At 38.3% G+C, this 21,480-nt stretch carries 19 protein-coding genes; 3 read left to right on the top strand and 16 right to left on the bottom strand.

Annotated elements, in window-relative coordinates; all coding sequences use genetic code 11:
• Positions 1-6: 6 nt before the first annotated feature.
• From HCB49_RS03940 to HCB49_RS03920, 5 genes are all read right to left on the bottom strand, one after another.
• Entirely contained in the window at positions 7-810 is an 804-nt protein-coding gene (locus HCB49_RS03940; protein ID WP_008947448.1) for an ABC transporter permease, read from the bottom strand.
• 281 nt (positions 811-1,091) lie between these two features.
• A complete protein-coding gene (locus HCB49_RS03935) occupies positions 1,092-1,985 on the bottom strand; it encodes an ABC transporter substrate-binding protein (protein ID WP_185604158.1) in 894 nt (297 codons plus the stop codon).
• A 155-nt stretch (positions 1,986-2,140) separates the two neighbouring features.
• A complete protein-coding gene (locus HCB49_RS03930) occupies positions 2,141-5,581 on the bottom strand; it encodes a pyruvate carboxylase (RefSeq protein ID WP_185480140.1) in 3,441 nt (1,146 codons plus the stop codon).
• 277 nt (positions 5,582-5,858) lie between these two features.
• A complete protein-coding gene (locus HCB49_RS03925; RefSeq protein WP_185396136.1) occupies positions 5,859-7,061 on the bottom strand; it encodes an FtsW/RodA/SpoVE family cell cycle protein in 1,203 nt (400 codons plus the stop codon).
• A 181-nt stretch (positions 7,062-7,242) separates the two neighbouring features.
• The gene (locus tag HCB49_RS03920) at positions 7,243-7,524 is read right to left on the bottom strand and encodes an Fpa/YlaN family protein (RefSeq protein ID WP_008947443.1); all 282 of its coding nucleotides are present in this window, start codon (positions 7,522-7,524) and stop codon (positions 7,243-7,245) included.
• A 204-nt stretch (positions 7,525-7,728) separates the two neighbouring features.
• Between HCB49_RS03920 and HCB49_RS03915 the strand changes: the two genes are divergently transcribed.
• Entirely contained in the window at positions 7,729-7,959 is a 231-nt protein-coding gene (locus HCB49_RS03915) for a YlaI family protein (protein ID WP_185480141.1), read from the top strand.
• Positions 7,960-7,990: 31 nt separating this feature from the next.
• Here the strand turns inward: HCB49_RS03915 and HCB49_RS03910 are convergent, their stop codons facing one another.
• From HCB49_RS03910 to HCB49_RS03900, 3 genes are all read right to left on the bottom strand, one after another.
• Positions 7,991-8,833, bottom strand: a complete 843-nt coding sequence (locus tag HCB49_RS03910) for a DUF5068 domain-containing protein (RefSeq protein ID WP_228469398.1) — start codon at positions 8,831-8,833, stop codon at positions 7,991-7,993.
• A 178-nt stretch (positions 8,834-9,011) separates the two neighbouring features.
• Positions 9,012-10,850 carry a translational GTPase TypA gene (gene typA, locus HCB49_RS03905; protein ID WP_185391090.1) on the bottom strand — a complete coding sequence of 613 codons (1,839 nt, stop codon included), beginning with the start codon at positions 10,848-10,850 and terminating at the stop codon, positions 9,012-9,014.
• 191 nt (positions 10,851-11,041) lie between these two features.
• Complete coding sequence (locus HCB49_RS03900) at positions 11,042-11,815, bottom strand: inositol monophosphatase family protein (RefSeq protein ID WP_185604157.1); 774 nt, start codon at positions 11,813-11,815, stop codon at positions 11,042-11,044.
• A 130-nt stretch (positions 11,816-11,945) separates the two neighbouring features.
• Between HCB49_RS03900 and HCB49_RS03895 the strand changes: the two genes are divergently transcribed.
• Positions 11,946-12,560: a YktB family protein gene (locus HCB49_RS03895; protein WP_185604156.1), complete on the top strand. Its 615-nt coding sequence runs from the start codon at positions 11,946-11,948 to the stop codon at positions 12,558-12,560.
• Positions 12,561-12,760: 200 nt separating this feature from the next.
• Positions 12,761-13,705, top strand: a complete 945-nt coding sequence (locus HCB49_RS03890; protein WP_185391087.1) for a magnesium transporter CorA family protein — start codon at positions 12,761-12,763, stop codon at positions 13,703-13,705.
• Positions 13,706-13,763: 58 nt separating this feature from the next.
• On the opposite strand, the gene HCB49_RS03885 is transcribed toward HCB49_RS03890, so the two are convergent.
• The 8 genes from HCB49_RS03885 to pdhA all read right to left on the bottom strand — a co-directional run bounded on the left by HCB49_RS03885 (position 13,764) and on the right by pdhA (position 21,418).
• Positions 13,764-14,294: a DsbA family protein gene (locus HCB49_RS03885; RefSeq protein WP_185604155.1), complete on the bottom strand. Its 531-nt coding sequence runs from the start codon at positions 14,292-14,294 to the stop codon at positions 13,764-13,766.
• A gap of 22 nt (positions 14,295-14,316) precedes the next feature.
• Positions 14,317-14,589: a UPF0223 family protein gene (locus tag HCB49_RS03880; protein WP_185391085.1), complete on the bottom strand. Its 273-nt coding sequence runs from the start codon at positions 14,587-14,589 to the stop codon at positions 14,317-14,319.
• Positions 14,589-15,542: a Rossmann-fold NAD(P)-binding domain-containing protein gene (locus HCB49_RS03875; protein WP_185604154.1), complete on the bottom strand. Its 954-nt coding sequence runs from the start codon at positions 15,540-15,542 to the stop codon at positions 14,589-14,591. The genes HCB49_RS03880 and HCB49_RS03875 overlap by 1 nt, the downstream gene beginning before the upstream one ends.
• 129 nt (positions 15,543-15,671) lie before the next feature.
• A complete protein-coding gene (locus tag HCB49_RS03870) occupies positions 15,672-15,983 on the bottom strand; it encodes a hypothetical protein (protein WP_185396142.1) in 312 nt (103 codons plus the stop codon).
• Positions 15,984-16,170: 187 nt separating this feature from the next.
• A complete protein-coding gene (lpdA, locus tag HCB49_RS03865; RefSeq protein WP_003722682.1) occupies positions 16,171-17,574 on the bottom strand; it encodes a dihydrolipoyl dehydrogenase in 1,404 nt (467 codons plus the stop codon).
• A 4-nt stretch (positions 17,575-17,578) separates the two neighbouring features.
• Positions 17,579-19,213, bottom strand: a complete 1,635-nt coding sequence (locus tag HCB49_RS03860) for a dihydrolipoyllysine-residue acetyltransferase (RefSeq protein WP_185604153.1) — start codon at positions 19,211-19,213, stop codon at positions 17,579-17,581.
• 109 nt (positions 19,214-19,322) lie between these two features.
• Entirely contained in the window at positions 19,323-20,300 is a 978-nt protein-coding gene (locus tag HCB49_RS03855; RefSeq protein WP_185391082.1) for an alpha-ketoacid dehydrogenase subunit beta, read from the bottom strand.
• Positions 20,301-20,302: 2 nt separating this feature from the next.
• On the bottom strand, positions 20,303-21,418 hold the full coding sequence (gene pdhA, locus HCB49_RS03850) for a pyruvate dehydrogenase (acetyl-transferring) E1 component subunit alpha (protein ID WP_003722679.1): 1,116 nt from the start codon (positions 21,416-21,418) through the stop codon (positions 20,303-20,305).
• Positions 21,419-21,480: the final 62 nt, after the last annotated feature.

The raw sequence follows: 21,480 nt of genomic DNA, 5'->3' as shown, positions 1-21,480 counted from the left end.
AACCTCCTATAAATAATCCACGAAACGTTCGCGGAATTTCATGTGTAGTGTCGCACCAACAAATAGTAATGTCAGTGTGATTAACCAGAAATACATCGTGTATGATGGAGATTCCCAGAAGCCTCTGTTCATTAAGAATGTTTCTCTAAAACCATTAACAACATAGTAAATTGGGTTTAATTTAAGTAAATCTACTAGCCACTGTGGTAACATCGTTTCTAAATTCCAAACAATACCTGTTACGTAGAAAAGCACGCGCATAACAGACTGCAACATAATGTAATAGTCTCTTACTAAAACGCTGATTGTTGCGTTAAACAAGGTAACGCTAAATAGAAATGCAATCATCGCTACAAAATAATACAAGTATTGGCCCCAATAAATAGTAACCGGAGTCCCATTAATCGCAAGCAAACCGAGTAAAATTACCATCATCGTAAAGTAGCTTGTTAAATTAGAAACAATCGTGATGTTAGGTAAAATACTCATTGGGAAATTCATTTTTGAAACCATGCCTATTTTATTATAAATACTATTCGCACCTTGTAAAATAACAGCACTAATAAAGAACCAAGGGATAATCCCGGCTAGCATCCATTCAATATAACTTGCATCTGAGCCAGATTTTGCATTCATCCCAAATCCAAATACAAAGTAGTAAATAGCAATTTGAATTAATGGATTTAAAATCTGCCATGCTAGTCCTAAATAATGGCTTTGATACGTAGCCTTATCTTCATAGCGCGCAATGCGAAATATCATTGGTAAATTTTTAATTTGCTCTTTAATAACTTCCATAACCTGTTTCACAAAAACACTTCTTCCCGAAAAATAATATGGTTTTAAAAACCAGATTCAGCTCACTATTCTTTTATAGGCAACTCCTCCACTTAAAACCACGAACACCTTGTTTGTATTATTTGTCGTCTAAGTTGCCGTATTCTTGCTGTTTATGCATGATCTTCTAAGTGTAAATAGCTCTGCTTATTTGGTAAATTGCTTTACTAATACCATTTAGTAAAAAATCCACCCTATGTTAAATTACCTTAAAAGTCATTTTTTGTAAAGCTTCATCTACAATTTTTGAGGAATTAGTTTCCAAGAACGGCTTGAATATCGGCTGCTCCTTCAAGCAATCTTGGTCCTGGACGGCTTAATTTATTCGCATCCATTTCGTAGATTTTATCGTTTTTAACAGCTGGGATATCTTTCCATGCCGCACGTTTTTGAATAGTTGCTTTTGCGTCAGGATATACAGATAAAATAATATCTGGTTTTAGCTCTACTACTTTTTCTTCATTGTAAGGAATAAATCCTGTTTCTGTAACGATATTTGTACCACCCGCAAGTTCTAACATTTCATTCATAAAGGTGCCTTTACCTGCTGTGTATAAATCAGGACTAATTTCAATCCAAACTTTCGGTGATGTTTTTAGTTCTTTTGCTTTCTTTTCAATGATAGCTTTTTGCTCTTCCATTGATGCTGTTACTTCTTTCGCTTCTTTTTCTTTCCCAGTCAACTCACCAACTGTTGCAATTGATTTTTCTGCAGCTTTTAAATCTGTTGCATCTGGAACGATGAATACGTTGATTCCAGCATCTTTTAATAATTGATATGCGTCTTTTTCTGTTGCAAGCATGGATTCGTGACCAAGAACTAAGTCCGGTTTAATCGCAATGATTTTTTCTGTATCAACGCCTGTAGAAGTTACTTTTTCTACTTTTTGTGCTTCTTTTGGATAATCATCGTAAGCAGTAACACCTTTAACTTTATCACCTAAACCTAGTGCAAATAAAATTTCTGTATTACTCGGCATTAATGAAACGATTTTTGTTGGTGCTTCTTCTAATGTGATTGTAGCTCCAGTTGCATCTTTTACTTCGATTTTCTCTGTTTTCTCTTCTGGTGCCTTTGTTTCAGTATTCCCGCAAGCAGTTAAGATAGCAAGTAATAAAACTACGGCAATTCCTTTAAACCATTTCATATGTAAGTTCTCCTTTTTTTAGAAAAAACGGGTGTAAATATAGCGCTAAGTAATTCGAAAAGAAACGTCATTTTGCTACGCTTAAACTTTCGATTTTTAAAGTTTGCTACTTTAAATTAGCGTCATATTCCCACCCGTTAATTAGTTATGTTTTTTTAAATTCTGTTTACTTCAATTAATAAATCACCTGATTCGATTGTATCGCCATCAGACACGTAAATGCTGCTGACTTCACCATCGAACGGCGCTTGAATCGTTGTTTCCATTTTCATTGCTTCTGTGATTAGTAGTGGATCACCTTTTTTCACAGAGTCGCCTTTTTTCACGACTACTTGAATGACTGAACCTGTCATTGTTGCTCCAACGTGTTCAGGGTTCGTTGTGTCGATCTTACGGCGTGCAATAACGGTAGATTGAACGTTCATATCTTGGATGTTAATTTCACGAGGTTGTCCATTTAATTCAAAATAGATAACGCGCGTGCCATCCGCAATTGGTTCGCCGATTGAATTTAGCTTGATTAAAAGAATTTTTCCTTTTTCAAGTTCTACTTCAATGGTTTCACCTAAGCGCATACCTTTATAAAATGTCGGTGTATCAAGGACTGTTACATCACCATATTTGTTAATCATATCTTGATAATCTAGGAACACTTTTGGATATAAAATATAGGAAATGACATCTTTTTCTGTTGGTTCATAACCCATTTTTTCTTTTAACTCTGCTTTGACCTCAGCAAAATCAACTGGCTCCATTAAAGCGCCTGGACGATCTGTAAGTGGTGTACGTCCTTTGAGTACTAGTTTTTGAAGTTTTTCTGGGAAGCCGCCGTATGGTTGACCAATTTCCCCCATAAAGAATTCAATAACGGAATCTGGGAAATCGATGGTATCGCCTTTTTCATATACATCTTCTTCGGATAATTCATTTTGAACCATAAATAGTGCAAGGTCGCCAACAACTTTGGAAGAAGGTGTTACTTTTACGATATCACCAAACATTTTGTTTACAACAGTATACATTTCTTTCACTTCGTCCCAACGATCACCAAGTCCAACCGCAATTGCTTGTTGTTGAAGGTTCGTATATTGACCGCCTGGCATTTCATGAATGTATACTTCGGTTTGTGGAGAGTTAAGTGCATTGTCAAAGTCTTTATAATAGTGACGAACATCTTCCCAGTAATGATTGATGATTTGGGAATTTTGCGCATCTAAATTCGTTTGACGATTACCGTTAACTAATCCGTAATAAAGACCAGTCATACTTGGTTGGCTTGTTGCGCCACTCATCGCACTTGATGCTACGTCCACAATGTCAACGCCGGCACTGACTGCTGCAGCGTAAGTATAAATACCATTACCGCTTGTGTCATGTGTATGAAGGTGAATTGGCACATCTACAGTATCTTTTAATTCGCCAATCAAACGGTATGCCGCTTGTGGTTTTAAAAGACCAGCCATATCTTTGATTCCTAGTATATGCGTACCTTGAGCAACGAGCTCTTTCGCCATGTCTTTATAGTAATCAATGGTGTATTTTGTTCTTGAGTCGTCATCAATATCTCCTGTATAGCAGATAGCAGCCTCTACGACCTTGCCTGCTTCACGAACAGCATCAATGGACACTTCCATGCCTTTGATCCAGTTTAAGCTGTCAAACACGCGGAATACATCGACACCGGATTGTGCTGATTGCTTAACGAATTCGCGGATAACGTTGTCAGGATAGTTTTTATATCCGACTGCATTAGCGCCGCGAAGTAACATTTGGAACATAACGTTTGGAATTTGTTTACGAAGCGTTTCTAGGCGCACCCAAGGATCTTCATTTAAGAAACGATAAGCCACGTCAAAAGTCGCGCCGCCCCACATCTCAAAGGAGAACATATTTGGTAATAAATGTGCCATCGAATCTGCCACTTGGAAAATATCTTTCGAGCGAACACGTGTCGCAAGTAACGATTGATGCGCATCCCGAAGTGTTGTATCTGTTAAGAGTACTTCTTCTTGTTTTTTCACCCAGTCAACAACGCCTTCTGGACCTTTCGCATCCAAAATTTGTTTTGTGCCCGGAGCGATTTGCGAACCATATGGAATTTTCGGCAAACGTGGCTCTGCATAAACAGGTTTGTCACGATGCTTGATTCCTGGGAAACCATTGACTGTCACATTCCCGATATAACGTAACGTCTTCGTACCACGGTCACGGATATGTGGGAATTTGAATAGTTCTGGCGTTGTATCGATAAAGCTTGTATTATAATTACCGCTTGCAAAATCCGGATGACGAACAACATTCAATAAGAAAGGAATATTCGTTTTAACGCCACGGATACGGAATTCAATTAGGTTACGACGCATTTTGCGCGTTGCTTGCTCAAAGGTCATTCCCCAAGTACATAATTTTACAAGTAAGGAATCATAAAACGGTGTAACGACTGTTCCTTGGAAACCATTACCAGCATCCAAACGAACACCAAATCCACCTGTTGAACGATACGTATCTACTCGACCAGTATCTGGCATAAAGTTATTAAGCGGATCTTCAGTTGTAATACGGCTTTGAATAGCAGAACCGTGAATATGGATATCTTCTTGCTTAGGAATAGCAACTAGTTGATCATGAAGCGCATAGCCATCAGCAATAAATAATTGTGACTGAACAATATCAATCCCTGTAATCATTTCCGTAATTGTATGCTCTACTTGGACACGAGGATTTACTTCGATAAAGTAAAAATCATCACCTTCAACTAAAAATTCTACTGTTCCAGCATTAATGTAATCAACGTTTTTCATTAGTTTTACTGCAGCATCGCAAATACGGTTACGTAGTTCAGAAGTAATCGCATTACACGGAGCTACTTCTACTACTTTTTGATGACGACGTTGAATGGAACAATCACGTTCGAATAAATGAACGATGTTACCATGCGTATCACCAAGAATTTGTACTTCGATATGTTTCGGATTCATCACGCATTTTTCTACGTATACTTCATCGTTTCCGAATGCAGCTTTTGCTTCTGAGGATGCACGTTCAAAGCTTTCTTTAACGTGTTCTTTTGATTCAACGACACGCATACCACGACCGCCGCCTCCAAGAGAAGCTTTAATCATTAATGGGTAACCGTTTTTCTCGCCGAACTCTTCTACTTCTTTAATGCCAGCAACCGGACCATTGCTTCCTGGAATTACTGGAATATCAGCTAATAGAGCTTGTTCTTTTGCTTTGATTTTGTCACCAAACATATCTAGGTGTTTTGATTTAGGACCAACGAAAATAATGCCTTCTTGCTCACAACGACGAGCAAATTCAATGTTTTCGGACAAGAAACCATATCCCGGATGAATCGCGTCTGCACCAGATTCTTTAGCAATCTCTATTATGTTTTCGATATCTAGATACGCATCAATAGGCTTTTTCCCTGCTCCAACCAGATAAGCTTCATCTGATTTATACCGGTGAAAACTTCCAGTATCTTCTTGTGAATAAATAGCCACTGTTTTGATTTTGAGTTCAGTACATGCACGCATAACACGGATAGCAATCTCGCCGCGGTTTGCAACTAATACTTTTTTAATTCGATTCATTTTTTTCCTCCTAACCAACACTGATCTGTTCTATACTTGATACGTTGCCTAAACGGATGAAACGATTATGTAGACTTTAAAAGCAATCCCCTTTTTTTAGGCTGTAAAACGGTATATAAATTCAATTATAGTATTAAATGCCATCAGATGTAAATTATTTTCTTTCTAAATATTTAAAACAATATCGAAAACACGAATAAACTGGCGGTAACACGCCAAAAACATGCGGCTAAACAAAAAAAGAAAAAGCCACTTAACTAGCTTTTTCTTTCGTAATTTATCGTCTTCTTTGTCGCTTAGGTTGCTCTTGTTTGGAGCCATCTGATTTATAGACGCGTTGATATTTAGTAAACATCGATATATTTGCTACAATACCAAGCATCATTGATAGTACCATTAAGGACGAACCACCATAACTAATAAACGGAAGCGTTACCCCAGTCAGCGGAATAAGTCCACTCGCACCACCTAAATTAATAAACGCTTGAATCGCAATCAAACTGGCAATACCGTAACACATTAAGGAGGCAAATGGATCCTTCGCCCTGAGCCCGGTCGTGATTGTTTTAAAGATAATGAAGAACAGCGCTAAAATAATAAACATCACACCGAACACGCCTAATTCTTCTGCCACTACAGCGATGATGAAATCGGTATGCGCTTCAGGTAAATAACCCAGTTTTTGCACGCTTTCCCCGAGGCCTTGTCCAGAAACGCCACCAGAACCAATCGCATAAAACGAATTAATCAATTGATGCCCTTCTTTATCAGCGTATTCAAACGGATTCATAAACGTCGTAATCCGCGCTACTTTTGTTGGAGACACAATTTCATTTCTAATATTATCAGGTAATGCAAACAAAATGAGGCTGAGACCGACAATAATGCCTAGCCCTATCCCAATCAATTTCATAATCGTTCGGAGTCGCATTCCGGAAGCAATAATAATACAACAACCAACTAAGAAAATAATAAATGCCGTCCCTGTATCCGGTTGGATCGCAATTAAGAAACATACAAAGGCCAAAAAGAATATTGGCGGCAAGACACCACGGTTAAAATCATCTATATAACTTTGTTTCTTCGCATAAATGGCCGACATATAAATGATGACTGCTAATTTAGCAAATTCTCCTGGTTGCAGTGAACGAGGCCCTAAAACAAGCCAACTATTGGCATTATTTACCGTTTTACCAACTAAGAAAATAAGTAATAACACACCAATCGAACCAAATACGATCAACATTAATACTTTATTATTTTGATAAATTTTAAAAGGTAAAAGAGCGAAAAGAATAAAGAAAATAAAACTAATTATAAAGTTCTTTACTTGACGTGCATAAAAATAATCTGCTGGTAAACCTTTACCAATTGCTAAAGACCAGCTAGCACTATAAATCATAATTAAACCAAATAAACATAGCACGACAAATAACGCAATAAAGGCATAATCATAAGATTTTAAAATTCGTTTAAACATCGGCATCTTCCAATCCCTGAGAAGTTATTATCCCATCTTGTTTTCTATTCTTTCTATTATAAAGGAAAAGACCTTCAAATGAAAAGAAGAATCGCCTCCTTCTTTTGACTCATTTTTAGCCTTTTTCCTACCAAACAAAAAAAGATGTCAGAAAAAATCAGACATCTTTTCAATTGATTCATTATTTTTTACTCATGGACAGTTCATGTAAAGCGGACAATTCTTTTTCCAGAGTAGACATTAGTTTCTTGCCTTCTTCTGGTTCGATTAATCCTAGGCGGGTTGCAAAGTTGATTTCACGTGATAAACCATACATTTGTGTATCAAGAACTTCCTCATATGCTGGACATTGCGGTAATGTTAGATTATCCATTTGGACTTTAATCAACTGTAAGATGCGTTTTGCGTCTTGTTTTAAAAGCTCCACTGCCTCTTCTCTGTGATCTATCTTTTTGTTTGCCATCACAGAACCCCCTATCATACGCCAAGAATAGCGCTTTATTTTCATCTTGAGAAAAACCTCAAGCAAAAGTTAATACTAGATAATAATAGTATAGCATAATTTGAAAGGCACGCAAGCACGATTGAACTAAAATTTTTGAAAAATTCACTTTTACTCGCCTTTTTTGATAATCATGCTATAATACTTGTGTGAGGTGAAGATAAATTGAAGGCAAAATGTATCTTATGCGAAAGTGTAGATGAACTAGACAATCGCGAATTTAAAACGAAACAATTACGCAATAAACCTATTAGAATGTATTTATGTCCTGAATGTGAACATCGAGTAGCTATTAATACTATCAGTCGCGTTAATTCTGGCCATTTCAATTTTCATAAACCAGTAGTAATGTCGAATAGCGAGTTAAAGAATTTAATAGAAGGTAATGCAAAATAAAAAATCCGCCCGTTGAATGGGCGGATTTTTTCTATTTTACTGGGAAGCTAACAACAACGTCATCGCCTGCATTAGCTGCAGAAACGCTTGCATCAAATTTGTCAGGATTTGGAACGCCGATTTTTGAGTCAGCTGCTAAATCGTTGTATACATCTTCTGTCATTGTGAAAGTTAATAGTCCACGAGCTGTTTTTCCAGCGGTGAAAATGTTTGGATCAGCTTTACTTCCGATAAGATGGAAATTAGAAGGAACAAAATTATCTAGGCTTCCTCCAACGAATTCATTGGCGCCAACTAGTGTAATTTGGTCTGCTTTATACATTTTATCTTTAGAGGACGTATTTTTAATGGAGATGTCTAATGTGATAACATAGCCATTTTTGTTTGCTAAATAACTTTCTGGATTACTGGCACTAACTGATTTGTTAGCTCCAACAACATGTTCTACTTTGTATTGATTGACTTCAATGGTTAAATACTCAAAGATTTTTTCAAATGAAGGAGAACTTGATAAATAAGTTGTTGTGACTGTACCACCTAGAACAGAAGATACATTGGATGTTTTGAATCCTGTGGCAGATAACGAAAAGGCTGGTGTCGATGTATCTGTCGAACTACCATTGCTTTTTGCTGGTGCGTTTTTTTCTACATCAGAGCTTCCTTTTGTGACTACACCTTTATCATCTGTTACGGAATCTTTTGTTGGTTCGGTTTTCTTCGTGTCGGTTGTTTTCTTTGGTGTAGATGTGGTTTTTTTAGCTGTTGTTTTCGGTTCGTTGTCTTTTGCAGAATTTCCATTTGCATAAACACCGACTACAACGCCCCCGATAAGAAGTACCACTAATACTGCGAGAATAATTATACGTTTTTTCATCATACTAACCACCTTTTCTACTTACTTCTAATATACCAAATAGCTGCTCATATTACAATAGTGTTACAAATACATTATTTTATTCCCTTTTCTAGCAAAACAAAGCATAAAAAGGCCAAATAGTTTTTAAAGGATAGTGATATCTCTTAAAAACTATCTGGCCTTATTTGTAAGTTACTTATTCAGCAGTTTTTGAACGTTTTGCTGCTTTTTCACGTTCGTTTTTATTTAGAATTTTTTTACGTAAACGGATGGATTCTGGAGTTACTTCACAGTACTCATCTTCGTTTAGGAATTCTAATGATTCTTCTAGTGATAAGTGACGAGGTTTTTTGATTACGTTTGTTTGGTCTTTGTTTGCAGAACGAATGTTAGTCATTTGTTTTGCTTTAACAATGTTTACAGCGATATCGCCTTCACGGTTGTTTTCCCCAACGATCATACCTTCGTAAATATCAGTACCTGGCTCTACGAAAATAGTACCACGGTCTTCTACTTGCATTGTTCCGTAAGTAGTAGATTTACCTGTTTCCATGGATACAAGAACACCACGGCTACGTCCACCAACGCGTCCTTTTTGGATTGGTTGGTAGCTATCGAATGTATGGTTGATAATACCATAACCACGAGTCATTGAAAGGAAATCAGTTGTATAACCGATTAAGCCACGAGCTGGAACCATGAATTGTAAACGAACTTGGCCATTGCCGTCGTTAATCATGTTTTTCATTTCGCCTTTACGTTGGCTGATAGATTCAATAACTGAACCCATGAATTCTTCTGGAGTATCAATTTGAACGTCTTCTACTGGTTCACATTTCACGCCATCAATTTCACGGATGATTACTTCTGGTTTAGAAACTTGTAGTTCGTAACCTTCACGACGCATTGTTTCAATCAGGATAGATAAATGAAGCTCACCACGACCTGAAACTACCCAAGCATCTGGGGAAGCAGTCGGCTCTACGCGTAAGGATACGTCTGTTTGAAGTTCCGCAAGTAAGCGTTCTTCAATTTTACGGCTTGTTACGTGTTTACCTTCACGACCAGCGAAAGGACTGTTGTTTGTAACGAAAGTCATTTGTAGTGTTGGCTCATCGATACGTAAAAGTGGAAGTGCTTCTTGGTGATCAAATGGTGTTACTGTTTCACCAACGAAAATGTCTTCCATACCTGCTAGTGCTACTAAGTCACCAGCTTTTGCTTCTTTGATTTCTTCACGTTTTAGTCCGAAGAAACCGAACATTTTTGTTACACGGAATTGTTTTACTGTACCGTCTAGTTTAATTAAGGCAACTGTTTGTCCTACGTGCATTGTTCCGCGGAATACACGGCCAATACCGATACGACCTACATAGTCATTATAATCAAGTAATGACACTTGGAATTGTAATGGTTCGTCGCTATTATCAACTGGAGCTGGAATATGTTCGATAATAGTGTCTAAAAGTGGTTTCATTGTTTCTTTTTGTTCTGCTGGATCGGAATCGTAGCTTGAAGTTCCGTTGATTGCAGAAGCATAAACAACTGGGAATTCTAATTGATCGTCGTTCGCACCAAGTTCGATGAATAATTCTAATACTTCATCAACAACTTCTTCTGGGCGAGCAAAGTCACGGTCAATTTTGTTTACTACAACGATTGGTGTTAGGTTTTGTTCTAGTGCTTTTTTTAGTACAAAACGTGTTTGAGGCATCGTACCTTCATACGCGTCCACTACTAAAAGAACACCGTCAACCATTTTCATGATACGTTCTACTTCTCCACCGAAATCGGCGTGTCCAGGTGTATCCATGATGTTTACACGTGTATCTTCATACTTAATCGCTGTATTTTTCGCTAAAATTGTAATACCGCGCTCTCTTTCTAAATCATTGTTGTCCATTGCGCGTTCTGCAACTGTTTCATTGTCGCGGAATGTGCCTGACTGGCGTAATAATTGGTCTACTAGTGTTGTTTTACCATGGTCAACGTGGGCAATAATTGCTACATTACGAATATCATTTCTTAAATTCAATCTTGTTTCCTCCTAAATTAAAAATCCAAACATTTATCGTGAAGATTAGCCAAAAGAAAGAGGAAAATAGATTTATTTTCCTCCGTCGCTATCGTCTCGTTTAAATCAACTTACCTATTATAGCATAGCTAAGCGCATTTGGCACGATTTTTATTTTCTGAAAATAACTTTTTTTATGTTGAGCGCTTTCTTTAAGGCAGGTAGTTATCTAATAAGGTTTGGTGAATTTTTGGTGCAGCTACGATCGAACTTCCTTTTTCTAACATATTGATTTTTTCGCCATTAAGTCTCGTCACTGTTCCGCCTAATTCTTCGACAATAATTTTTCCAGCCGCAATATCCCACGGAGCTAAATTAGCTGAAAGATATGCGCCTGCTCGTCCTGTGGCAACATCCATATATTCTAGGGACGCCGCACCGTGTAGACGCAAGCCTCGAGAAACTTTGACTGCCTCCCACATCGTTGGAAATTTCCGGGTTACACTCATGTTAGCAATTAAAAGGGCATCTTCTAGGTCGACAGCCGGATCAATGTTAGGAATCGTTCTACCGTTTACTGTTGCCCCTTTTCCTTTTTCCCCGAAATATAGTTCATCGCGCGATACATCATAAATATAAGCAAGCCGTCCTACCCCATCTTCATACACGGCAAGGGAAATCGCAAAATCGCGCTGCTGTTCGACAAAATTAAGCGTCCCATCAATCGGATCTAGAATCCAAACAACCCCATTTAAATCCGTTACGTCAGCTGCCATACCTTCTTCACCAAATAAACGATGATCTGAAAAATGTTCTTTAATTTGCTTAACAAAAAAAGCTTCTGTCTCTTTATCCATATTAGTTACTAAATCATTTCGGCCGGATTTTACATCAATATCTAATGTTTCTTTAAAAGATTGTTTGATTTTTGCCGCGGCTTCCATAATCCATAACCTTGCTAAATAATCTATTTTTTCACTGTCCATGCACACACCTCTTCGCACTCTTTTTGTTTATTTTATCACAAAAATGAATTATCTGAATAGAACAAGATTCTTTCACTTAGAACTTAACTTCCGTATAATGAAACTATATGCAAAATTAGGAGGAAAACAGATGACTTTTAAAGGGTTTAGTAAGAAAGATTTTAAAACAATGCAAATTCCTGGGCTTGATGCGCGTATGGCCGGAATTCAAAGTGATATCCAACCGAAATTTAAAGCTGTTGGGGAAGAATTAACTACTTATTTAAGTGCCAAACTTGGCGATGAAATGTTTTTACATATTGCTCGTCACCAAAGACGTTCAGTGAATCCGCCAGAAAGTACGTGGCTAGCGATCTGCCATGATAAACGTGGTTATAAAAAACACCCTCATTTTCAAGTTGGACTATTTGATAATTATTTATTCATTTGGCTCGCTTTTATTTACGAAAATGAAGAAAGTGCCAAAATTGCCAATCGCTTTTTGAAAGAAAAGAAATTACTGGCTGATTTACCGGACAACTTTGCCATTTCACCAGACCATACGGAAGAAAAAACGTATCCTGTGCACGACGGACAACTAGAGGCAACACTCAATCGGTTCCGTGATGTGAAAAAAGGCGAATTTTTAGTTGGGAAAATTTATCTACCTGACGATAATCATTTGTCCCCTGGTAAAGACTTTATTAATGAGGCAGAAATGGTGCTAGATGAGCTCATTCCGCTCTATAAAGCTGCCCTTCAATAAAAGATGTACAAATGACTATAATCTAGGTATAATGGTAGAGTTGTGAATTACTATGGTTTGAAGGAGTTGAGGAACGTGAAAAAGGAGCAGCAAACAGCAAGTGACCCTGGTCCACATCGAAGTATTCATACAGGTGATTTTTCACGGGAACGAAACTCTAACCGCGTGAAATTTACCTGTTAAAAAAGGAGGTAAAAAGCATGCATCAAATTTTCAAATCAGATGAAAACGGCAAACTAATTGAATTAGAAGAAGTAACACGCAATTGCTGGATTAACATCGTTGCACCAACTTCTGAAGAAATTAACAAAATTGCCGATAACTACGAAATCCCTTTGGAGTTCTTAGAAGACCCACTCGATAAAGATGAAAGCGCCCGGATTGAACGCGATGACGATTCTGATTCCGTTTTAATTGTCTGTGACTTTCCGGTAGTTGATGAAGACGACATTCATTACGCTTCATTTGAAACCATTCCGATGGGGATAATTATTACAAAAGACTATTTTATTACGATTTGTACGATTGATTCTTCTATTGTACAGTCATTTATTCGGAACCGAATTAAAGGTTTTTATACACATATGAAAACACGGTTCGCTTTACAAATTTTATACATGATTTCGACTACGTTCTTGCGTCACTTAAAACGCTTGAATCGCCAAACAGATGAAATCGAAAAAGAATTACATGAATCCATGAAAAATAAGCAACTATATGATTTGATGGGGATTGAAAAAAGTTTGGTTTACTTTGTTACTGCCCTTAAATCCAATAAAGTCGTACTGGATAAAATGATGCGTCAAAATATCGTTAAAATGTACGAGGAAGATCAAGATTTACTAGAAGATGTTATTATCGAAAATCGTCAAGGTATCGAAATGGCGGAAGTTCATTCGAATATTTTAAGTGGAATGATGGATGCGTATGCTTCGATTATCTCCAATAATATGAATATCGTGATGAAATTCCTTACTTCTTTTACTATCATCTTGACGATTCCGACAATGGTGTTTAGTTTTTACGGGATGAACGTAAAATTACCGTTTATGGACACACCAATGGCTTGGATGCTTACGCTTGGTTTTGCTTTCGGAATTGCCGGGGCACTTGCGATTGTCTTCTGGCGTAGGAAATTCTTTTAAAGAGAAGCAAAAAGCGAATGTATTACCTAAGATTTTTAGGTTAATACATTCGCTTTTTTTATTTAGCTAATTCGCCGTCAAGTAATGCACGTAATTCTTCTGGGCTAATATGCTCATCAAAAATATGTTCACCAACTATAACAGTCGGCACAAAAACCACATTGGCCGCGTTTGCTTCAGCGACAATTTTTTCCGATGCGGCTTTGTTGTCTTGTTCGATTAATCCTAATTTTGTTTCCATATACGTAGCAACTTCTGGAAGCGTTAGGCTACCCCATTCATCTTGTGTACTATAGATTTTATTGATTGTTTCGCGCGTTTCTTCTGGTTTAGAGTAATCTAAGTAACGATGCGTCACGTTGCCGCGTTGTAGAGATTCTTTTTCTTTATCAAATGGTTTAATGATTAATTCGATTTTTCCTGCTTGAATATATTCTGTTAGCACGTCTTGGGATTTTTCGTTCCACTCTCGACAGAATGGGCAGCGTAAGTTAACGAATGACATTACTTTAACTGGTGCGGACGCTTCCCCAACGTGTATTCCTACTTCCGGTGTTACTACTTCTGCTTTAATTTGACTAATATCCATGAAAAAAATTCCTCCTCTTAGATTATGGCTGCATTTTTATTTTGCTTGTAGTTGCGTTTTTCACGAGTTGCATGACTCTATAGGCCGAATAGCCGCTCACATTTTCAAAGTCCATTCCGATGCGTTTTTCTTCCCCTTTGGCAGGTACTACTTGTTTAAACGCGCGATATTTTTCTTTGAGTTCTTGCGTATCAATACCTTTTTCATATGCTCGTTCAATAGCTTCTAAAAATTGTACAACAATCGTCATTTCTTCGGTTGTCCAGTCTGGATTTAGTGGATAACTGTATTCCATTAACGAATCCCTCCTTTGTTAAGTTGCAATACGTCCAATTTCTCGGTGGTTTTTTCGGCGATTTGTTTTAATTCTTTTTGTTCATCATCGGATAAATTTAACTCAAGTAATTCCCTGACTCCTTCTGCCCCAATGACGGCCGGAACACTAATGAAAACCAGCTTATCCAATCCGTATGCTTCTTTCACTTCCACACCAACTGTTAAAACGCTTGCTTCATCGCGTAAAATGACTTCGGTTAATTCGGCAAGAACAGTTACGGTACTGAAACGGAAAGTACAGCCATCTTTATTTTCAAATGGGAAATCGGGAATCTTTGTCATCATTTTCGTTAAATTTTGTAGATCGTCGGATGTGATTCGTTTTTGTTCTTCGGCTAAATAGCTTAAAATCGGCTTGCCGCCCAGAAAAGCTCTGCTCCAAACCGGAATAACATCAGCCGAGTTATCGCCAATGATATAGCCATGCACATTTTTCGGGCTGATTTTAAATAATTTAGCAATTTCTACTTGAAAATAAGACGTCGCAAGCATCGTACCAAGTGTGATAATTTGATTTGCTGGTAAGCCGGAAAAACGTTTGATTAATGAGGCAACGACATTACTCTCGGCAGTTGCGACTAAAACAATCCCTTGAAAGCCGGTCGCCATCATTTTATTCACTTTTTCTTTAATCAGCGTAACGTTATCTTCACTCGAAAAAGAGGCATTCGACAGCTCTTCTTGAAAAAAGACGACAATATCCGCATTGCGACAATCATTGAATGTGCCTGTATGAATGGTGGCCGCTTCATGATAGTAGCTCGCATAGTCAAAATCTTGCACACTCGATTTCGCTTGGTCATCTATTAAGTATATCTCAGCAGGTAGTTTTTTTAAAAGGACTGTATGAATATAGAGATTTTGTAAATTGCTTCTGCCGATAACGACAATTTTTTTCTTCTTGGATGGCATTATGCATCTCCTCCTCATCAAGTCTTCTATTGTTATTTTAGCACGCTTCGGAGGCAAAAATAAAATAACTTGACCACATAAATAAAAAGCATCGCCTATTCGCTTTGCTTTTTACAAAATAATCTTATTTTAAGCCATTTCACGTCGTTTCACTTTTAAATAATGCGTTGCAAAACAGAAGAAGATTGGCAGTACATAGCTGACGATAATAAGAATAATTACTTCTAAAATCCCTTTACCGATATAGCCACCAGTCATTTTTATGAAGCCTGTAATTGGTGTTTCGAGAATTTGAATAACTGAGCGCCATCCGCCTGTATCATGCATATGATGAAAGAATCCTACTCCAAAGGCTACGATTGTCAATACAAAACAAATTCCTGCTACTACATACGCAAACCAAAATAGAGCTTTCTTCCACGTTGCTGTTTGTTTCTCCATTTTTTCACCTGATTCAATTAGATTTGACTTATCACGTTCACTTGTTACATTATACTCCTTTTTTTCTAAAACTGGTACTTTAAATATTTCAAAAAATGAACTAAAAATTATTTTTGTGAAAATATACACTTATGATAAGAAATAAAAAGCGGAAATACCCGTAAAGAGTATCTCCGCTTTGTGTTGATTACATGTGAATTGGGCGACCTAAAGCAAGTTCGGCTGCTTCCATTGTAAGCTCTCCAAGTGATGGGTGAGCATGGATAGTAAGCGCGATGTCTTCTGCTGTAATGCCTGATTCGATTGCTAAGCCAATTTCTGAAATAATATCAGAAGCGTTCATTCCGGCAACTTGTGCGCCGATAACGAGGCCATCTTCTTTACGAGTAACTAGACGAACAAATCCTTCAGGTGCATCTAAAGAAAGTGCACGACCGTTACCGCCGAATGGGAATTTAGCAGCTTTTACATCAAAGCCTTTTTCTTTTGCTTCTTTTTCTGTTAAACCAACTGTTGCAAGTTCTGGATCACTGAAAACAACAGCTGGAAGTGCTGTATAGTCGTTTTCAGATTTTTCGCCAGCAATTGCTTCAGCAGCGATTTTTGCTTCGTAGCTAGCTTTATGAGCTAGAGGAACACCAGGAACGATGTCACCAATTGCGAAAATGTTAGAAACGTTCGAGCGACCTTGTTTGTCAACTTCTACTAAACCGCGTTCTGTTACTTTAACGCCAGCTTGTTCTAAACCGATTTCGTCTGTATTTGGACGACGACCTACTGTTACTAAAACATAATCAGCTTCGATAGTTTTTGTTTCACCATTAGCTTCATACGTTACTTTAACGCCGTTTTCAGTTTCTTCAGCAGATTTTGCAAGTGCTTTAGTAACCATTTCAACGTTTTTGCTTTTCAGATTACGTTTAACTAGGGAAACCATGTCTTTTTCGTATGTTGGTAAGATTTCTGGACCACCTTCAAGGATAGTTAGTTCTGTACCAAGGTTAGCGAATGCTCCACCTAGTTCTGTTCCGATATATCCGCCGCCAATTACGACTAATTTTTTCGGAACTTCTGTTAGTGCAAGTGCACCAGTTGAGCTTAATACACGTTTACCATATTTGAAACCTGGGATTTCGATTGGACGAGATCCTGTTGCAATGATTACGTTGTTGAATGTATAAGTTTGAGCGGAATCAGGGTGAATCACACGCAAGGAATGATCATCCACGAAGAACGCTTCTCCTTCTAACATTTCTACTTTATTTTTCTTAAGAAGGCCTTTAACACCTGATGTAAGCTTGTTAACTACGCCGCCTTTCCATTCTTGTGCTTTTGTGAAATCTAAGTTCACGTTGTCCGCTGTAATACCCATGTTATCAGAGTGTCCAGCTTCTTTAAAACGGTGACCAATTGTGATAAGTGCTTTAGAAGGAATACATCCAACGTTTAAGCACACGCCGCCGTAATATTCTTTTTCAATAATGGTAACTTTTTGTCCGAGTTGTGCAGCTCGGATTGCGGCTACATACCCACCTGGGCCTGCACCGATGACTATGGTGTCTCTTTCTTCTGGAAAATCGCCTACTACCATTTTGTTACACCTCCATTAGTAATAATTCTGGATCGTTTAATAAACGTTTAATGTTATTCATTGCTTTTTGAGCAGTTGCGCCGTCAATTACACGGTGGTCAAAGCTCAAGGAAAGAGCTAGTACTGGTGCTGCTACAATTTCGCCATCTTTTACGATTGGTTTTTGAGCAATACGACCAACACCTAGGATAGCAACTTCTGGGTAATTAATTACTGGAGTAAACCATTGTCCGCCGGCAGAACCGATATTAGAGATAGTTGCGGAACCGTGGCGCATTTCGTCAGCAGTTAATTTACCATCACGTGCTTTTCCAGCTAGTTCATTGATTTCATCAGAAATTTGGAATACGGATTTTTTGTCAGCATTTTTAATTACTGGTACGTATAAACCGTGGTCTGTATCTGCTGCGATACCAACGTTGAAGTAATGTTTGTAAACAAGTTCTTCCGTCGCATCGTCTAAAGTTGTGTTAAGCACTGGGAAGTCACGAAGCGTTGCAACAAGAGCTTTCACCATATAAGGTAAGAAAGTTAGTTTGATACCTTTTTCGGCAGCCACTTCTTTGAAACGTTTGCGGTGAGCCATAAGTGCAGTTACTTCGATTTCGTCCATTAAAGTAACGTGTGGAGCTGTATGTTTTGAGTTTACCATTGCTTTTGCAATTGCACGACGAGTTGGTGTTAATTTTTCGCGTGTTTCTGGGTAAGCATCGGAGCTTGCAACTGGTTGTTTTGCAGCAGCTTTTTCTGCTTTTGGTGCAGATGCTTTTTCTTCTGTTTGAGCAGAAGTTGTTGCTGCAGCTGGTTGTTCGCCGTTTAGGAAAGCATCGATATCTGCTTTGATTACACGGTTGTTTTTACCAGAGCCTGCTACCTCAGCAATATTAACGCCTTTTTCACGCGCATATTTACGTACAGAAGGCATTGCAATTACAAGGCCATTAGGATCTTTTTTAGATGATGGAGTTCCGTTTCCACCTGTTGCTGGTGCGGAAGTTGCATCGTTGTTTGTAAGTTCAGCTTCTTCTGCTGGGGATTCTGGAGTAGATTCATGATTAGCTTCTCCTTCAAAATCGCCTTCAAATGTTACTAATACTTGACCAACTGTTGCTACTGTTCCTTCGCTTACTAAAATATCTTTAACCGTTCCATCTACTGGTGAAGTAATTTCTTCGACAGATTTGTCGTTTTGTACTTCAAAAATGGATTGATCTTCTTCTACTTTATCGCCCGGTTGAATAAACCATTTAACAATTTCACCTTCATGAATTCCCTCACCGATATCTGGTAATTTGAATTCAAAGATTCCTTTCCCGCTAGCTTTAGCCGGTGCCGGAGTTGATTCTGTGGATTCTGCTTTTGGTGCTGCGCTTTCTTCTTCAGCGTCGTCTTCGTGACCTTCTACGCCATCAAATGTTACTAGTACTTGTCCAACTGTCGCAACTGTACCTTCAGCAACTTTGATTTCTTTAATTGTTCCTGAAACTGGAGAAGTGATTTCTTCCACTGATTTGTCGTTTTGTACTTCAAATAGGGACTCATCTTCTTCAATCTTATCGCCTGGTTGTACAAACCATTTAACGATTTCACCTTCATGGATACCTTCACCGATATCCGGTAATTTAAATGAATATGCCATTTTATTAAGCCTCCTGTAATTTCTAAGGTCCAGATAAACTGAACCTTAGTATAAAAATATTTCGTTCCCTTCTAAAACTCCCCATAAGTTTTAAAACGGTTATTATCAATTAAAATGCAATAACTTCTTTTACACGTTCGATGATATCGTTATGATTTGGTAACCAAACTGTTTCCGCTTGAGAGAACGGGAATACGCTATCTGGAGCAGCAACACGCATAACTGGAGCTTCTAGAGAAAGGATTGCGCGGTCGTTGATTTCTGCAACAACATTCGCTGCAATACCAGCTTGTTTTTGTGCTTCTTGAACAACTACAGCACGGTTTGTTTTCTTAACGGAAGCGATAATTGTATCCACATCAATTGGGCTAATTGTACGTAAATCGATAACTTCTACAGATACGCCTTCTTTTTCAAGAGCTTCTGCTGCTTTCATTGATTCTTGTACCATTGCACCGTAAGTGATGATAGAAACATCTGTACCTTCACGACGAACAGCTGCTTTACCAATTTCTACTGTGTATTCGCCTTCTGGAACTTCTTCACGGAAAGAACGATATAATTTCATATGTTCTAGGAAGATAACTGGATCGTTATCGCGAATAGCTGAGATTAAAAGACCTTTTGCATCGTATGGAGTGGATGGAATTACCACTTTTAAACCAGGAGATTGAGCCATTAAGCCTTCTAAGTTATCCGCATGCATTTCTGGTGTATGAACTCCACCACCAAAAGGTGCGCGAATTGTGATTGGAGCAGTACGAGTTCCGCCTGTACGGTAACGCATACGAGCCATTTGACCAGCAACGGAATCCATTACTTCAAATACGAAACCGAAGAATTGAATTTCAGGAACTGGACGGAAGCCTTCAAGTGCAAGACCGATAGCAAGACCACCAATACCGGATTCCGCTAAAGGAGTATCAAATACACGGTCTTCGCCGAATTTTTCTTGTAATCCTTCTGTTGCACGGAATACGCCGCCATTATTACCAACGTCTTCCCCAAAAACTAATACGTTTTCGTCTTTTTCAAGTTCTACTGCAAGCGCGTCTGTAATCGCTTGAATCATTGTTTTTTGCGCCATGATTATTTCGACTCCTTCGCTTCATAGATTGCCAGTTGCTCTTTGATAGGAGCAGTTGGTGTTTCGTACATATTTTTAAGAAGATCAGTCACTGTTTGTTTCGGTGTAGCGTCTGCTTCTTTAATTGCTACTTTGATTTCTTCTTTTGCTTGATCGATAACAGCATTTTCTTTTTCTTCGTTCCAAAGGCCTTTACCTTCTAAGAAAGTACGGAAGCGAACGATTGGATCTTTAAGTTCCCATTCTCCGTCAAGTTCTTTTGTACGGTAACGAGTTGGATCATCACCAGAAAGTGTATGTGGACCATAACGGTAAGTCATTGTTTCGATTAGAGTTGGGCCTTCACCAGCAACTGCACGTTCACGAGCGAATTTAGTTACAGCATATACTGCAAGTGGATCCATTCCGTCTACTTGTACGCCTGGGATTCCGGCTGCAACTGCTTTTTGAGCTAATGTTTCAGCAGCTGATTGTTTTTCACGAGGTGTAGAAATCGCGAATTTGTTGTTTTGTACTACGAAAATCGCTGGAGCATGGTAAGCACCCGCAAAGTTCATTCCTTCATAGAAGTCACCTTGGGAAGAACCGCCATCACCTGTATAAGTGATTACAACAGCATCTTTTTTACGTTTTTTAAGACCTAGAGCAACACCGGCAGCTTGCACGATTTGTGCACCGATGATGATTTGTGGTGATAATACATTTAAATCTTCAGGGAATTGGTTACCTACAAAATGTCCACGAGAGAACAAGAACGCTTTTGTAAGTGGAAGTCCGTGCCAGATAAGTTGAGGCACATCACGGTAGCCTGGAAGAATATAGTCATGTTTTTCAAGTGCATAGTGACTTGCAAGTTGAGAAGCTTCTTGTCCAGCTGTTGGAGCATAGAAACCTAGACGCCCTTGACGGTTAAGCGAGATAGAACGTTGGTCAAGTACACGAGTCCAAACCATACGAGTCATCAATTCTACTAACTGATCATCTGTTAAATCCGGCATTAAATCTGGATTTACGATTTCTCCTTTTTCATTCAAAATTTGAACCAATTCAAATTGTTTATGAACAGCCTCAAATTGTTTCTTTACGTCGATAATAGCCTTCTTTGTTTTAGAAGCCATTTCGTATCCACCCTTTCGTCATTCACATTGTACAGTTTCAAATTCATCATTAGTTAGGTATG

It is taken from the genome of Listeria cossartiae subsp. cayugensis (genome assembly GCF_014229095.1).
Taxonomy (GTDB): domain Bacteria; phylum Bacillota; class Bacilli; order Lactobacillales; family Listeriaceae; genus Listeria; species Listeria cayugensis.
This window is presented reverse-complemented; position numbering and strand designations above follow the sequence as displayed.

Bases quoted from the DNA above. Each gene is read 5' to 3' on its own strand.
- HCB49_RS03880 (WP_185391085.1), bottom strand. From the start codon at position 14,589: ATGGAATACAGTTATCCACTAAATCCAGACTGGACAACCGAAGAAATG.
- HCB49_RS03935 (WP_185604158.1), bottom strand. From the start codon at position 1,985: ATGAAATGGTTTAAAGGAATTGCCGTAGTTTTATTACTTGCTATCTTA.
- pdhA (WP_003722679.1), bottom strand. From the start codon at position 21,418: ATGGCTTCTAAAACAAAGAAGGCTATTATCGACGTAAAGAAACAATTT.
- HCB49_RS03920 (WP_008947443.1), bottom strand. From the start codon at position 7,524: ATGGCAAACAAAAAGATAGATCACAGAGAAGAGGCAGTGGAGCTTTTA.
- HCB49_RS03895 (WP_185604156.1), top strand. From the start codon at position 11,946: ATGACTTTTAAAGGGTTTAGTAAGAAAGATTTTAAAACAATGCAAATT.
- HCB49_RS03855 (WP_185391082.1), bottom strand. From the start codon at position 20,300: ATGGCGCAAAAAACAATGATTCAAGCGATTACAGACGCGCTTGCAGTA.
- lpdA (WP_003722682.1), bottom strand. From the start codon at position 17,574: ATGGTAGTAGGCGATTTTCCAGAAGAAAGAGACACCATAGTCATCGGT.
- HCB49_RS03910 (WP_228469398.1), bottom strand. From the start codon at position 8,833: ATGAAAAAACGTATAATTATTCTCGCAGTATTAGTGGTACTTCTTATC.
- HCB49_RS03860 (WP_185604153.1), bottom strand. From the start codon at position 19,213: ATGGCATATTCATTTAAATTACCGGATATCGGTGAAGGTATCCATGAA.
- HCB49_RS03890 (WP_185391087.1), top strand. From the start codon at position 12,761: ATGCATCAAATTTTCAAATCAGATGAAAACGGCAAACTAATTGAATTA.
- HCB49_RS03870 (WP_185396142.1), bottom strand. From the start codon at position 15,983: ATGGAGAAACAAACAGCAACGTGGAAGAAAGCTCTATTTTGGTTTGCG.
- HCB49_RS03875 (WP_185604154.1), bottom strand. From the start codon at position 15,542: ATGCCATCCAAGAAGAAAAAAATTGTCGTTATCGGCAGAAGCAATTTA.
- HCB49_RS03925 (WP_185396136.1), bottom strand. From the start codon at position 7,061: ATGTTTAAACGAATTTTAAAATCTTATGATTATGCCTTTATTGCGTTA.
- HCB49_RS03930 (WP_185480140.1), bottom strand. From the start codon at position 5,581: ATGAATCGAATTAAAAAAGTATTAGTTGCAAACCGCGGCGAGATTGCT.
- HCB49_RS03900 (WP_185604157.1), bottom strand. From the start codon at position 11,815: ATGGACAGTGAAAAAATAGATTATTTAGCAAGGTTATGGATTATGGAA.
- HCB49_RS03885 (WP_185604155.1), bottom strand. From the start codon at position 14,294: ATGGATATTAGTCAAATTAAAGCAGAAGTAGTAACACCGGAAGTAGGA.